This is a genomic window from Dermatophilaceae bacterium Sec6.4, from assembly GCA_039636865.1.
Taxonomy (GTDB): domain Bacteria; phylum Actinomycetota; class Actinomycetes; order Actinomycetales; family Dermatophilaceae; genus Allobranchiibius.
On record CP144172.1, the window covers coordinates 3,019,943 to 3,034,760 of the forward strand.

Sequence of the window (14,818 nt, forward strand, 5' to 3'; positions counted from 1 at the left end):
CGACCCTCGCGTCAGTTCGGGTCGCCTCCGTCGAGCTGCTTGCGCAACCGGACGGTGCGATCGTGCGGTCCGGCGCCCGCGCGCCGGTAGCCGGCCGCGCGATACAGACGCAGCGGACCTCGACTGCGGTCACCGGTGAACAGGCTGTAGGCGGTGACCCCGGCCGGCGCGTATGCCTCGACCTGCTGCAGCAGCCATCGTCCCAACCCACGTCCGCGCAGATCCGGCGCGACCATCAGCCGCTCGATCTCCCAGTCGTCGTCGAGCTGCCGGCCGCGGACCGACGCGATCAACCGTCCGTCAACGCGGGTCACGTAGGTCTTCGTGTTCTGCAGTGAGAGGGCCAGGGAATCGTAGGTCTCATGCTGTGCCGGAATATCGAGCGTTGCGTTCTCGATACCCGCCGACAACCAGCAGGCGTGGGTCAGCGTGAGCAGTTCGCCCACGTCACCGAGGCCGGCGGGTACCAGCTCCAGCTGCGAGGTCCGGACGGCAGCCGAGGGATGCAGCAAATCTGGTCGGCGCTCGGCGGTGCGGCGCAGTCGCTGCTCGCGGCGCCACGAGGAGATTGCGCCATGGTCGCCCGACAGCAGCACCGATGGGACCGAATAGTCGCGCCACTGGGCAGGTTTGGTGTAGACGGGGTATTCGAGCAGGCCCCCCTCATGGGATTCCTCATCGAGTGAGGCGGCATTGCCGATCACGCCCGGTAACAACCTGGCCACGGCTTCGATCATGGCCAGCGCCGCGACCTCGCCCCCATTCAGCACGTAGTCGCCGAGCGAGATGACCCGCACCTGCATCGTCGCCGCCGCGTAGTCGTACACCCGCTCGTCGATGCCCTCGTAGCGGCCGCAGGCAAACACCAACCACGGATGCCCGGCCAGCTCGTGAGCCATCGCCTGTGTGAAGGGCGCACCACCGGGGCCGGGCACGACCAGAACGGGACGCTCGTCGCCGCTGGCCGCTACCTCGTCCAAGGCTGTCGCCCATGGCTCGGGTTTCATGACCATCCCCGCGCCACCTCCGTACGGCGTGTCGTCGACGGTTCGGTGCCGGTCGTGGGTGAAGTCCCGCAGATCGTGCACCCGAACATCGAGGACGCCGTCGCGGCGCGCCTTTCCAATCAGCGACAGGTCCAGTGGTGCGAGGTAGTCAGTGAAGATCGAGACGACGTCGATGCGCACGCAGTCAGGCTCCGGCCAGTTCCAGCAGCCCGGGGGGAGGATCGATGGTGATCCGGCCACCTTCCAGATCGACCTGCGGCACGATCTGATCCACGAACGGCACGTAGGCAGCGCCACCGCCCACGAGCTCGACCTCAATGAGATCCTGCGCCGGGCGTTGGTGCAGAGCTGTCACCGTGCCCACCGGCGACCCGTCGAGCAGGACGACGTCGAGGCCCACCAGGTCGTCTTCGTAGAACCCGTCGTCCCCGCCGGGCGAGTCCGGCTCTGCGAGCAGCCGCGTACCCCGGATTGCCTCGGCCCCCTCCCGGTCGGTCACCTCCTCGAACGCCAGTACCCACGTCATACCCTGCAATCTGGCCGAGCGGATCGTCAGCGCCCCGATCGAGGGTTCGGTGACGAAGTCTGCTCCCGGGACGAAACGCTCCGCCGGCTGATCGGTGTGCGACTGAACCGTCACCGCGCCCTTGAGTCCGTTCGGACGACCGATTCGCGCAACCAACACCTCATCCATACCGGAAGTCTCTCAGTACGGGACGGGTCATCGCGACCTGCCTGGTGACCGCCGTCAGGGCGCGAACCCGGCGCCCCACGGCGTGTTGCGTACAACCATGAAACCAATCGCGACGATGGCCGCGAGGGTGGTCGCGGTGCTGGCGTGTCGGCGGGTGAACGGCACCACGTGCACGCCCCGCCAACGATTGCGCACCTCGACCAGCCACCATCCGATGACCACCGGCAACAGCGTCAGCGCGAGCACGTTGCTCGAGACGGCCGCCCGCAGATCGCCATTGGTGAGGTCGTTCACTGCTCGCATTCCACCGCAACCGGGACAGTAGAGACCGGTCAGCGCATACAGCGGGCACAGCCCCCACGAGGCGTGCCGGTGCGGATCGCGGAAGTGCACTGCGACGGTGAGCAGCACTGCCGCCAGACCACCCAGCACCATCGAGCGGGTCCGCCGCCACGGTGTCGGTTGCGCACAGGGGTCAGCTACCGCGTATCGGGGCGGCGAGAGCTGGGTCATGCGCACGAGTATCTCAGGATGGTGCTTGCGTAGGGGGCCCGCCGCGTCGCACCTCGGGCATGACAACGCTCAACCCGGACAGCAGCAGCGCCAGCGACAGCGGAGCGATCAGCGCATGGGCAATGCCGAAGGCATGCACGAGGGTGCCGATCACGCCGGGCCCGAGTAGACCCGCCGCGTACCCCATCGAAACCACCACGGACAGCCCTCGTCCCCCGGCGAGGTTGCCGGCGAGCCCGTAGATCTGCGGTGCGACCAGCCCCATGCCCAGGCCCACGACGGCCCAGCCGGTGAGCAGGAGCCAGAGCGGACCGGCTACCACACAGATCAGGTAGCCGCCCGCAGCGACGGCCGCGCCGGATCGGACGACCGCGCGGCGGCCCATGGCATGCACGGCAGCGTCGCCGAGGAGCCGGATGGTAACCATCGTGGCCGACACAGCGACCACCCCGAGCGCCGCGGTCGAGTCCGAAACCTCGGCGATCACTTTCACATCGAACGCCGACCAGTCCATCGCGGTGCCCTCTGCGATGGCGAAGCAGATGGCCATCAGGCCCAGCAGCCACGCTGCCCGCGGGACTGCGCTCTTCCTACCGTCTGCGTCGGCGTGCGCGACCACCTCGGACTGAGCTGAGAGCCGATCCTGAAAGTAGACGCTGCCCAGTAACGCAACGCCGACCGTGGTGAGCGCGACACGCGCCAGTCCTGCCCCCGACAGTGCTGCAGCACCCAACAACAGCACCAGGAGGGACACGCCCAGGGTCCCGACGGAAAAGAACGCATGCAGCCGACTCATCACCGGCCGTTCCCGGTGCTGTTCGACCTGCACGGCGAGTGCATTCATCGAGACATCGAGCGCGCCGTTACCGAGACCGATCAGGAGCCCGGCCACGCACGCCGTCCATATCGACGTCGCCCAGGGCAGCAGCAGCAATCCGAGACCCATCGCCAGGGTGCCGATCTGCATCGGCCGTAACGCCCCGCGCGCATCGGAGCTGCGACCCCCGAGGTTGATGCCGACGATCGCGGACAAGCCCAGGGACATCAGCAGAACACCGATCCCGAGTGCGTCGGTGTGCAGCTGGTCGCGCAGCGCGGGTGTCAGGGCTCCGATAGCGCCATAGCCGAATCCGTTGGCGGTGAAGGCGACGAGCACTCCAGCGAGCGCCGACGGGCTGCCCAGCGCAGGGCGGGTGGTGGTCACGATGAGGGACCTTCTTGTGGAAATCAAGCACGTGGAGGAGCGGAAATGACCGACGCCAGGCGCTCCGGCCATCCCGGTCCACCTGGCGTCGATCGACATTCCTGACTGAGGGGTCAGCGCACCTGATCTGTGTCGACGATGTCGACACGAATGTTGCGACCGCTGGCGAGCGCTCCCACGACCGTGCGAAGCGCGGACGCCGTGCGACCCGAGCGTCCGATCACCCGACCGAGATCATCGGGGTGCACGCGCACCTCGAGCATCTCGCCGCGTCGGCCGTCCTTGTGCGTCACCACGACATCGTCTTCGTGATCGACGATGCCTTTGACAAGGTGCTCGAGAGCTTCTTCCAGCAAGAGACTCAGCTCTCGGTGCTGGCGGCGGCCTCGGCAGTCGCTGCGTCAGCCTCCTTGGCGGCGGGCGCAGCTGCATCGGTTGCCAACTCGTCGACGGGCTTGGAGTCCTCGGCCTTCTCGGCCGGCTTCTCGGTCGCCTTTTCGGTCGACTTCTCGCTGACCTTCTCGGTTGATGCAGCGGCCTTCTTGCGGGTGGTCGCGCCACCCTTACCGGCTGCGTCGGACTCGTTCTGCGCGGCGGCCAGGGCCGCCTCGTATGCGGCCTTCTTGTCGCGCGGAGCTTCCTTCACGCGCAGGGTGCCCTCGGCACCCGGCTCGCCCTTGAACTTCTGCCAGTCACCGGTCACGCGCAGCAGAGCGTGCACCTGCTCGGTGGGCTGAGCACCTACGCCGAGCCAGTACTGCGCGCGGTCGGAGTCGATCTCGATCAGACTGGGGTCTTCCTTGGGGTGGTACTTGCCGATTTCCTCGATCGCCCGACCATCGCGCTTGGTGCGCGAGTCCATGACGACGACGCGATACTGGGGGGTGCGAATCTTGCCGAGACGCTTCAAACGAATTTTGACGGCCACGTTGGTGGTGTCTCCTGTTCCATCATCAGTGAGCACGGCGAGACCACATGCGAATGCATGGGGGGGCCGAGACTCGGGGTAGGCGCGCGGGCAGGTGGAAACCGACCGGACGCGCGGGTACGCGGGACAGTCTGCCAGAACCACCCGACGCGCCGAAATCCTCAGGCTGGCGGGTACAGACCGATGGAGCGGGCTCGTGTCCGCGCCAACCCGAAGAGCATCCGGGTCGTCGGCATCGCCACCTGCGCCAGCTGCGCCAGTTCTACGACCGATCCGAGCAGCGCATCGAGCTCGACCGGCCGACCGGCGTCGAGGTCCTGCAACATCGAGGTACGGAACGGCCCGAGTTGCCGGGTGATCCGGTGGCGGTCGGCAGGAAGCTGATCGATGGGTATGCCGAGCACTTCGCCCAGCGCCTTCGCCTCCAGCATCACTGCTTCGATCAGTTCGAGCACGAAGGGATCGTCCAGGATCAGGTCCATCGTGCTGGTGGTGAGCATGCTGACGGGGTTCATCGTCATGTTTCCCCATAACTTCCACCACACGTCGCGCTGGATCTGCGGTGAGGTCGTGGCAGCCAGACCACCGTTCACCAGAACCGCTGCGACCTTCTCGCTGAACGGGTCTGCGCCTCCTGCGGGTTTCCCCAGCACGACCGCCTCTCCCGTCGACCAGGCCACGGCCCCCGGCCTGGGCGTGCTGGCTCCCAGGTGGACCACGGAGCCGATGACCCGCCCGACAGGCAGGGCTGCCGCGATCGATCCGTCCGGGTCCGCCGTACACAACGTCCGGCCGGCGACCGACCCACCGAACCCGCCCTGCAGGAACCACCACGGCACGCCGTTCATTGCAGTCAACACCCGGGTCTGGTCACCGAGCAGGGCAGACACGACCGGTAAGGCCGTTCCCAGCGCCGGCGCCTTCACGGCCACGACCACCAGGTCCTGGGGCCCCAGATCCGCCGGGTCATCACTTGCGACGAGCCGGTAGCAGGCCACTTCCCCGGCATGCTCGATCAGCAGCCCGTCGCGCTGCACGGCGGCCAGGGTCGCGCCGCGCGCCAGCAGCGACACTGTCGCGCCACCGCCGGCGAACGCGGCGGCGAGGGTACCGCCGATCGCTCCGGCGCCCACCACGACGACCCTCATGAGCCGTCCGCAACAGCCGGGCAGGACCTCAATGCGTTCATGGCGCGCTGAGTCCGTTTCCACGATGCAGCATCGGAGTCGGGCGTAGAGAACTGCACGGTGTGCCGCGCGGTCGTGTTGACGTGGGTGGGCTGGTAGCTGGCGCGTTGGCTCCACCGACCGGATGCTGTGCGGGTGAAGGTGATCTGCGCCAGGACGCCATCCCGGTTGGACTCCGTCTGCGGACCATGGCCGGGCCCCTGGTTGGAAATGAAGTTCCCGAGCCCGTAGAAGACGAACTTGCCGTTGAGCTCGGTGCACGGTTGGACGATGTGGGCGTGGGTGCCGAAGATCGCGTCGACAGCAGGTGACTTCGTCAACGCCCCGGCCAGCGCAACCTGGTCAGCAGTCGGTTGCTGCACGCCCTCTCTCCCCCAGTGGATACTGACAATTACCAGGGCAGCGCCTGCCTTCTTTGCTGCGGTGGCGTCAGAAATGATGCCCCGAGCACCGGCCGCCGGCCACAACGAACTACGCAACCACGGAGCGCCGCTGGGGACCGCGGTCGTGGGGCCGTCCGAGTTGGGGAAGGTATAGGTGTAGGCGAGGTGGGCAATCTGGACGCCCTTGACGTCGTACACCGCAGGCTTGCCCGACGTCTTCGCGTCGGCCGACGGCCCGGAAACCTTCAATCCGGCGTCCGTCAGTTGTCGACGCGTTGAGGCCATCCCGGCAAGTCCGCGGTCGATGGTGTGGTTGGAGGCCATGTCGCAACCGTCGTAACCCGCTCGTTTCAGGGTTCCTGCTATCTCGCGCGGCACGTTGAACACGAGCGAACCGGGGACGCTCAGGTCGGTATCGGTGGTGGAGATCGGGGTCTCCTGATGGCAGAGCGCAAGGTCGGCTGCCGAGATGGCCGATCGCACCTGCGCGAACATCGGATCGAAGTCGTAGCCCTTGCGACCTGCGGCCGACGCGTAGCCGGCGGCCTCCTGCCCGATCGCGGTGTGCAGCAGGATGTCGCCGCTGCCGCTGACGGTGACGGACGGCTGCACAGCAGGTGGTCGTGTCGACGCGGAGGCAGCCGGGGCGTCAGAGGCTGATGACGATGACGCGGCGGGCGAGGGGCTACCCGACGTGCAGGAGGACAGACCGCACGCGGTGAGGAACACCGTCGCCACACCGAGCGATGCAGCACCCCGCGAGGACCTCGATGGCATCATCACGCGACCGTACTGGACCCCACGCTCAGGAAGGGGCGTGCCGGTCCAGGAAGCGGTAGACCTCCGTGTCGTCGACACCGGGAAATACCCCGGGCGGCATCGCGGCCAACAGGTGGGAATGGGCGCGCGCGCTCGGCCAGGCGTTGCCGACCCACCGCTGGGCGAGGTCCGCGGGCGGCAGGTTGCAGCAGGTCGGATCGGGGCAACGCGAGACCGCCCTGTGGGTGGTCTCCCGGCCGCGGAACCATTTGACGTCCTGATAACGCACCCCGACGTTGACAGAGAAGACCCCCGCAGGGGCCCTGTCGATCGCGGCAGTGCACCAGTAGGTGCCGGAGCGGGTGTCGGTGTAGGCGCAGAACGCCTGGGACAGGTCAGGTTGCTCGAACACCCTGCGAGCGGTCCATGCCCGACACACCCGCTGACCCTCGATGGCCCCGGTGGCGTCGCTGGGAAAGACCACCCCATCGTTCTCGTAGGCCTTGTAGATCATCCCGTCCTGCCCTATCCGCATGAAGTGCACGGGAATGCCCAGGTGTCGGGTGGCCAGATTGGTGAAGCGGTGCGCTGCCGTTTCGTAGGAGACCGCAAACGCATCCCGAAGATCTTCGATGGCAATGTCCTTGTCCTGCATCGCCGTCCGCAGCAGCCGCACAGCGCCGTCCTGTGGCATCAGCACCGACGCGGCGAAGTAGTTGATCTCGACCCGCTGGGTGAGGAACTCGGCATAGTCGTGCGGCACGTCGTGCCCGAGCACCAGGTGCCCCAGCGCCTGCAACGCCAGCGAGCGGGAGTCGTGTTGACCGGCCTCGGGTTGCGGAAGGTAGATGCGTTTGTGGGTCATATCGGTGACGGTGCGGGTGGACCCGGGCAGGTCTGCGGTATGTACGAGCGCGAATCCGAGATGTGCCGCGATCCGGTCGACGGCCACCCGCCCTACCGGCCCACCGGCGTAGTGGATCGCCTCCAGCAGCGTGCTCGCCTCGGTTTCGATGTCGGCGAAGTAGTTGTCCGCGCCGCGCATCCGGACCCGCAGGTCGTAGTTGGCCCGACGAGCGTGCTCGGGCGTCGCGGCCCGCTCGGCCGACGTCGCCGCGATGACCTCGTGCAGCCCGACAAGCGCTTCCAGCGCCTCCAGGGGCAACCGTGGTCCGATCTTGACCCTGGGCAGCCCGAGGGAGTCGTAGCCGGCATTTCGCTGGGCCCTCTCCAACCGGATCTCCAGGGCCGCCCGACGCGAAGGCGCTTTGGTGGCGAGGAACTCAGAAAGCTGGGTGTCGAAGGTGGAAGCCAATGCATTGAGCAGCGAGAGCCGGGGCTCGCGCTTGCCGTTCTCGATCAGCGACAACGCCGAGGCCGACATCCCGATCGAGGTGGCGACGTCGCCCAACGTCAGGCCCTTCTCCTGGCGGAGGTGGCGAATCCGACGTCCGATCGTCAGCGGATCGGGCTCATCGCGCACATCGGTCACGCTGGGGACGAAACGGTGCGGGATGGTCAGCCGCCCGGGGAGGGCGTCACCATCCGTCGGGTTGACACCTCGCGAGGTCGGCTGTGCACGGTCGGCTGAACCACGGGCGCTCGAACCACGCGTGGTGGGTGACGGCTTCATACGATCAACAGACGGCATAGCGTTACTTTATGTCAATTTTCACGTTTATTGACGAAGAAAATCTGGCTACTTGCTCGTATTTGCCCACAGACTTCTGTCATGACTTCAACCATCCCCGACAGCGAGATCAACCAAGCCCCCTCCGGCGACGCCGGAGCAGACCGCAAGGCGCAGGCCGCGACAGCGCTGCAGCAGGAGTGGGACGCCAACCCCCGGTGGAACGGCGTGCAGCGCGACTACTCCGCCGCCGACGTCGTGAAACTGCAGGGCAGCGTGCAGGAGGAGTTCACCCTCGCCCGACGCGGGTCGGAGCAATTGTGGGAGAAGCTGCACACCGAGGACTACGTCAATGCGCTCGGCGCCCTCACCGGCAACCAGGCCGTCCAGCAGGTCAAGGCCGGCCTGAAGGCCATCTACCTGTCCGGCTGGCAGGTCGCAGGTGACGCGAACGCCGCGGGGCAGACCTACCCCGACCAGTCGCTCTACCCAGCAAACTCGGTGCCGCAGGTCGTTCGGCGCATCAACAACGCTCTGCTGCGCGCCGACCAGATCGAGTACTCCGAGGGCATCAAGACCGTCGATGAGTGGGTCGTCCCGATCATCGCGGACGCGGAGGCCGGCTTCGGTGGCCCGCTCAACGCCTTCGAACTGATGAAGTCGATGATCGCTTCCGGTGCCGCGGGCGTGCACTGGGAGGACCAGCTCGCCTCGGAGAAGAAGTGCGGCCACCTCGGTGGGAAGGTGCTGATCCCGACCCAGCAGCACGTGCGCACCCTCAACGCCGCACGCCTGGCCGCCGATGTCAGCAACGTGCCGTCCATCGTGATCGCGCGCACCGACGCCGAGGCAGCAACGCTGCTGACGACCGACGTGGATGAGCGCGACCAGCCGTTCATCACCGGTGAGCGCACTGCCGAAGGCTTCTACAAGGTCACGAACGGCATCGAGCCGTGCATCGCACGCGGCCTGGCCTACGCGGAATACGCCGACCTGCTGTGGATGGAGACCGGCACTCCCGACCTGGCGCATGCCAGGACTTTCGCCGAAGCGATCAAGGACAAGTTCCCCGACCAGATGCTGGCCTACAACTGCAGTCCGTCGTTCAACTGGAAGAAGCACCTGGACGACGACACGATCGCTGCGTTCCAGCGGGAACTCGGCGCGATGGGCTTCAAGTTCCAGTTCATCACCCTCGCCGGCTTCCATGCGCTGAACTACTCGATGTTCGAGCTGGCCCACGGGTACGCCCGCGAGCAGATGAAGGCGTATGTGGATCTGCAGGAGAAGGAGTTCGCCGCCGAGGCACGTGGATACACCGCGACCAAGCACCAGCGCGAGGTCGGCACCGGCTATTTCGATCTGGTGTCCACTGCGCTGAACCCGCACAGCTCCACCACGGCGCTGAAGGACAGCACAGAGAACGCCCAGTTCTAACAACCCACGAAGTTCTCCGCCTCGAAAGGTCAGATCATGCGTGATTCAAGCGCCACCCCGAAGATCCGCGGCGCCTTCGGCGACCGGTACGAACAGATCCTCACCCAGGACGCGCTCGCGTTCGTCGCCGCTCTCGATGGAGAGTTTGCCGGGCGCCGCGCTGAGCTTCTGGCGCAGCGTCGTGACGGGGCCCGTGCCATCAACGCCGGGGCCGACCTGCAGTTCCTGAGTGAGACCGCCGCACTGCGCGACGATACGGGCTGGCGGGCGGCGCCGACCGCTCCCGGTCTGCAGGATCGGCGGTGTGAGCTGATCGCTCCCGTGCACAGCAATATGGCGATGCACGCGCTGGAATCGGGCGCGACGGTCTGGATCGCGGACCTCGAAGACGCGATGGCACCGACGTGGAGCAACCTCATCGACGCTCAGCTCACCCTGCACGACGTGGCGCGCGGTCAGTTGAGTGTGCGTCGCGAGGACGGGCAGGTGCGCCGCCAGCCGGCGCGTACACCGACGGTGGTGTTGCGACCGCGCGGGTGGCACCTGTGCGAGAAGCACATCAGCATCGACGGTCGACCGGTCTCCGCGACCCTGGTGGACTTCGGGCTCTACTTCTTCCACAACGCCCAGGCCCTGATCGACGGCGGCGCCGGACCATATTTCTACCTTCCCAAGCTCGAGTCGCATGCCGAGGCGCGATTGTGGAACGACGTGTTCCGCTTCGCGCAGAACGAGATCGGTATTCCCCAGGGCACAATTCGCGCCACCGTGCTCATCGAGACCGTTCCAGCAGCGTTCGAGATGGAGGAGATTCTCTTCGAATTACGTGAGCACTGCAGCGGTCTGGCAGACGGACGCTGGGACTACCTCTTCAGCTACGTGCGTACCTTCGCCCACCGCGGCACGGAATTCGTGCTGCCGGACCGCGACCACATCACGATGGCCAGCCCGTTCCTGCGGGCGTACATCGAACTGCTCGTGGCGACCTGCCACAAGCGCGGCGCGTTTGCCATCGCCGGGCCCGCGGCGACCAACCCGACCCGGCACGACGAGGACTCCCGGGTGCGGGCGCTGGCGATGGTCCGCTCGGAGAAGGAGCGCGAGGCAGCCGAAGGCTTCGACGGATCATGGGTCGCCCACCCGGCTCTGGTGCAGGTGTGCTCAGAGGCCTACGCGGCAGTGCTCGGCGACAAACACGATCAGCGCGATGTGCAACGCGTCAGCAGAGCGACGGCCCGAGACCTGGTCTCGTTGGTCGGGATCCAGCAGACAATCAGCCTGCAGGGGGTGCGTACCAACGTCTCCGTCGCTCTGCAGTACCTGGCTTCCTGGATCAACGGCCGTGGGGCTGTCGCGATCGACAATTTGATGGAGGACGCAGCGACCGTCGAAATGGCTCGAGTCCAATTGTGGCAGTGGCTTTTCCACAACGTCACCCTTGCCGAGGGTCCTCGTGTCACTCGCGAGCTCATGGACCGTGTCGTCTCCGAAGAGATGTCGAAACTCACCCGCACCGCAGATGCCGCGACGACCGCACGCTACGAAGATGCCCGCGAGATCCTCGAGCGTGTTGCTCTGCAGCCACACCTGCCCGGGTTCTTCACCAACTACGGGTACGTCCGGTTCCTGACCGAGCCGAACCTGCGGATGCAGGTCGGCGTGCCCGAGACCGATCTGCACCAGTCGGAGCGGGTGCTCTCCCCCGCGCTGCGCTGACCGACCCAGGTCAGGGAATCACGACGTCGCTCAACGTCACCGGTTGGTGCGCCACGTAGTTCAACTCATCGCTCTGCGTGGCCCCGACCGGTACCAGCGTGTCCATCACCTTGGGCACAGACGACGGGTCGGCTGCGCAGACCGGGTCGGTGGAGGCCGTCGCGCATACCCCGAAGGCGTACGGCTGTGGGGTTGCTGCGAAGGATCGCGTCTGGTCGGCGCCGTGAGTGCCGTCCTGTCCGGTCAGCGCTACCATGAAACCCCAGCCGGCAGAGGGCATCCCGCCCAGCGCAGCCGCCGGCACCGTGAAGGTGATGTAGCGGGAGACAGCGTTGGCACTGACCGTGGGAGTGCCCACCGATGTGCCGTCCGGACCGACGATCTTGCTGCCGGCGAACCCCTGGACCTCGATCAGCCTGCTCCACGCCGCCGAACCGCTCACCCGGTAGTTCATGCCGGGGTAGGACGACGAGGTGGACGTCGAGATCGCGGCCGGGTCATGCACGTAGACGTCGACCAACTGGGCACCGTTGCTGGAGCCGAAGGTCGGACTCAGATCGCGCGTCTGCACACGGAAGGTAACGGTCGAACCGGTGTTGTAGACCTCGAACCGGGTCAGGTCGAAGGCTCCGGCGTGGAACGCCCCGTCGGTGGGGTAGGCGTACTTGCCGGGTCCGTTGTCATCGCCGGTGGGGTCGGTCGTGGCGTAGAGCAACGTGCCGTCCACCACATCGCTGACGACCTGGCGAACGACCTGTGCAGTGCCGCCGCCGGGCGCGGTACTGCTCACCGCGATCGAGTTGCTGCCGGCGGCCAGCGGCACAGTCACCGAGAAGAAACCCCAGGCCCCGACCCGCAATGTCCGGACCGTGGTGGCGTTCGTACCGTCCACGCCCGAGACCGAGATGTCGACGGTCGCGCCCCGGACGGCAGTGCCGGTCACCGTCACGGTCTTGCCGGCTGCCGTGCCCGCGTTCGGGGCGCTCACTGTCAGCCGGGTGCTCTGCTGGCGGTGCCGCACGTACCGGTCCACCGTGATGCTCGGCTGCTCTAGGCTGCGGCCGGCGGCCAAGTCGGCAGTCAGTCGCACCTGGGCTCCCGCGCCCCAGGTCAACGGCGACGCCGAGCCGTCGGCTTTGCCGTTGACGAACCCGATGGACGCTTTCGTCGGATCACTGCCGTACGGCGAGGCGGGCAGCCCTGCTGCGTCCCAGACCTGCTCTGGCACCAGTCCCGGGCCGGAATTCATCGCGTTGACGGTCTTCAACAGCCGGGCTGCGCCGAGCCGGTCACCGGTCGCGAGTTCCTGCTGTGCACGCTCGACAGCCAGCACGGGCCATGGGTGTCCGGTGCCCACGTTGCCGTTCGTCCACGGTGCTCCGGCCACCGTGCAGGAGCTGGCAGACGGGACCGCGCAGTCGCCGTACCCGTCACCGTTGTAGCGCAACCACCCGGGCCCGGATGCCGTTTTCTTCTCCAAGACCCTGTCCGCGACCTGGACGCTGTTCGTGATCGTGGGGTCGGTCGCCGGCAGCAGGCCCAGACGGACGTACTCCAGAAATCCCAGATCCATCACACTGCGCTGATCCAGGGTCGGTCCGCCATTGCCCACGTTGTAGCTGATGGCGGCGTTCGGGTCACCGGTCTTGGACAGTCGGATGAAGTAGGGCGACTTCGACAGCGAACCGGTCGTGGTGACACCCCACGACGTGATCTGACGCTGCCAGGAATCTGCTGTGGCGAGCCAGATCCGCGCGCGGGCCGGATCGTGCTGGGTGCGGGCAATGGACGCCGCGGAAACCAGGCCGGCAATTTCGGCAGCGATCGTGGAGGGGGAATACCCGCCCTGCTCCTCCCAGCGCTCGACGCCGTAACTGGGACCGTGTGACACCAGGTAATCGGCCTCGGCACGAACGTGCGGGTAGAGGGAGCGGTCACCGGCAAGTCCGGCCTGCCACGCCATCAGCAGGGGGTAGGCGGTCTCGTCCGGTTGGGTGTTGAACGAATCGGGGGCCTTCGCTCCGTTCAGCAGGGAGTTACGCGGCTGGGAGCCGTCCGGCAGTTGGCTCCTGGTGAGCAGGAACCGCGCCGTATCGCGGGCCGTCGCGAGGTCGCCGTCGACCAGCAGCCCGGTGAATGCTTCGTAGAGATCACGCGGGAAGACCTCCCAGTAGCTCGTGGTGAACAGGTTGTCCGGATCGTTCGCAGGAGTCGACTGCCCCCAGGGTTTGTCGACGCCGGCGACGATCGCGCCCGGATAGGTCTTGTCCTCGGAGGCCTTCAGCACATTGGCCGACTGGTAGTAGTCACGTACGGCGCCAGGCTGCCGGTGCCATCCGGCGTTCAGCCGGTTCACCGAGCGCAGCCCCTCGTCGTAAGCCCTCCACCCGGCGATGTAGGTCGCGCTGGTACGCGCGAAGGGCGCTGCGGCCGACGTCACGGCCGTCGCCACCGCTGCGTGTTGGGAGGTGCCGAAACCCAATGCCAGCGTGAAGGCGCCCTTCCTGTCGGGCCTGACCTGCGCGGTCTGCTCGACGTTCCCAGCGGCTGCTTGCGAGTACGTAGGGGTCAGCGATTTGGCCGCATCCAGCTGCGCCAGGCCGTCGCTGCTCGTGCCGACGAAACCGCTACTGACGGCGCCGAACGGGTGATCGGCGGTGAGCGCGAGGAACGAGGGCACTGCATAGGACCGACCCGCAGCCTGGCTCTTGGTATTGACGTCGTAACTGACCGCTACCGGATGCCCGGTGGAGGTGTCGGTGACCGCGGTATCCGCGCCGGCGTTCGAAGCGCCACCACCGCCGTTGCCTCCCGCGTTGGCATCGAGACGAACGTAGATCCGATAATCCACAGCCGCCCGGATCAGCGGCTGGTAGGTCGTATGAGCCACGACCGACTCCCGCGCCGGGTCCGTGACGTAGGTGGTCTTCAGCTGATAGCGGCCGCTCTTCGCGCGCGAGGTGACCGTGCACGACATACCGCTGGCATCCGAGCCCACCGTGTAGGTCATGTCCCGCGTTTGCAGATCGGAGAACGAGCTGCCGTCACTGACGATGTATTGCATCGTCGCGACATTCGTGGCATCGACGGTCGGCGCGAAGACGTCGGACAACACCCCGTTCGCCACGGTGTACCAGATCTTGGACGTCCGATTCCGTGCCGTACCGATGCAATCCTTGCGCGACTGGGCCTGGTAGCTGGTGGCGCCCGGACCGTTCGGAGCAGCAGTGCCCGCCTGCGCCCGGGCGGGTGAGCTGGCGTACCCGGTACCCAGCGCCATTGCGGACGTGACGAGCAGGACGGCGAAACGACGCGACATGGATGACTCTCCTGTGTGATGTGAATCACTTCGGGATCAAC

Annotated in this window: 12 protein-coding genes; 2 read left to right on the forward strand and 10 right to left on the reverse strand. The window is 66.8% G+C overall.

All coding sequences use genetic code 11. The features are described 5' to 3' along the window. Window positions 1-11 precede the first annotated feature (11 nt). The 9 genes from trmD to V3G39_14480 all read right to left on the reverse strand — a co-directional run bounded on the left by trmD (window position 12) and on the right by V3G39_14480 (window position 8,326). Complete coding sequence (gene trmD, locus V3G39_14440; GenBank protein ID XAS75836.1) at window positions 12-1,187, reverse strand: tRNA (guanosine(37)-N1)-methyltransferase TrmD; 1,176 nt, start codon at window positions 1,185-1,187, stop codon at window positions 12-14. Between the two features lie 4 nt (window positions 1,188-1,191). Beyond that, a complete protein-coding gene (gene rimM, locus V3G39_14445; protein ID XAS75837.1) occupies window positions 1,192-1,701 on the reverse strand; it encodes a ribosome maturation factor RimM in 510 nt (169 codons plus the stop codon). Between the two features lie 54 nt (window positions 1,702-1,755). Next, window positions 1,756-2,214 (reverse strand): DUF2752 domain-containing protein, encoded by a 459-nt coding sequence (locus V3G39_14450; GenBank protein ID XAS75838.1) that lies wholly within the window; start codon window positions 2,212-2,214, stop codon window positions 1,756-1,758. A gap of 13 nt (window positions 2,215-2,227) precedes the next feature. Beyond that, window positions 2,228-3,418: an MFS transporter gene (locus V3G39_14455; protein ID XAS75839.1), complete on the reverse strand. Its 1,191-nt coding sequence runs from the start codon at window positions 3,416-3,418 to the stop codon at window positions 2,228-2,230. 113 nt (window positions 3,419-3,531) lie between these two features. After that, entirely contained in the window at window positions 3,532-3,774 is a 243-nt protein-coding gene (locus V3G39_14460) for an RNA-binding protein (GenBank protein XAS75840.1), read from the reverse strand. Between the two features lie 5 nt (window positions 3,775-3,779). Beyond that, window positions 3,780-4,346 (reverse strand): 30S ribosomal protein S16, encoded by a 567-nt coding sequence (gene rpsP, locus V3G39_14465; protein ID XAS78252.1) that lies wholly within the window; start codon window positions 4,344-4,346, stop codon window positions 3,780-3,782. A 161-nt stretch (window positions 4,347-4,507) separates the two neighbouring features. Continuing rightward, entirely contained in the window at window positions 4,508-5,494 is a 987-nt protein-coding gene (locus V3G39_14470; GenBank protein ID XAS75841.1) for a 2-dehydropantoate 2-reductase, read from the reverse strand. Next, window positions 5,491-6,696: a CapA family protein gene (locus V3G39_14475; GenBank protein XAS75842.1), complete on the reverse strand. Its 1,206-nt coding sequence runs from the start codon at window positions 6,694-6,696 to the stop codon at window positions 5,491-5,493. The genes V3G39_14470 and V3G39_14475 overlap by 4 nt, the downstream gene beginning before the upstream one ends. 25 nt (window positions 6,697-6,721) lie before the next feature. Next, complete coding sequence (locus V3G39_14480) at window positions 6,722-8,326, reverse strand: helix-turn-helix domain-containing protein (protein XAS75843.1); 1,605 nt, start codon at window positions 8,324-8,326, stop codon at window positions 6,722-6,724. A gap of 81 nt (window positions 8,327-8,407) precedes the next feature. Between V3G39_14480 and aceA the strand changes: the two genes are divergently transcribed. Both aceA and aceB read left to right on the forward strand, forming a co-directional pair. After that, window positions 8,408-9,742, forward strand: a complete 1,335-nt coding sequence (gene aceA, locus V3G39_14485; protein XAS75844.1) for an isocitrate lyase — start codon at window positions 8,408-8,410, stop codon at window positions 9,740-9,742. 36 nt (window positions 9,743-9,778) lie between these two features. Next, a complete protein-coding gene (gene aceB, locus V3G39_14490) occupies window positions 9,779-11,458 on the forward strand; it encodes a malate synthase A (GenBank protein ID XAS75845.1) in 1,680 nt (559 codons plus the stop codon). 10 nt (window positions 11,459-11,468) lie between these two features. Here the strand turns inward: aceB and V3G39_14495 are convergent, their stop codons facing one another. Next, window positions 11,469-14,777, reverse strand: coding sequence for a glucodextranase DOMON-like domain-containing protein (locus V3G39_14495; GenBank protein XAS75846.1), 3,309 nt, complete (start codon window positions 14,775-14,777; stop codon window positions 11,469-11,471). Window positions 14,778-14,818 lie beyond the last annotated feature (41 nt).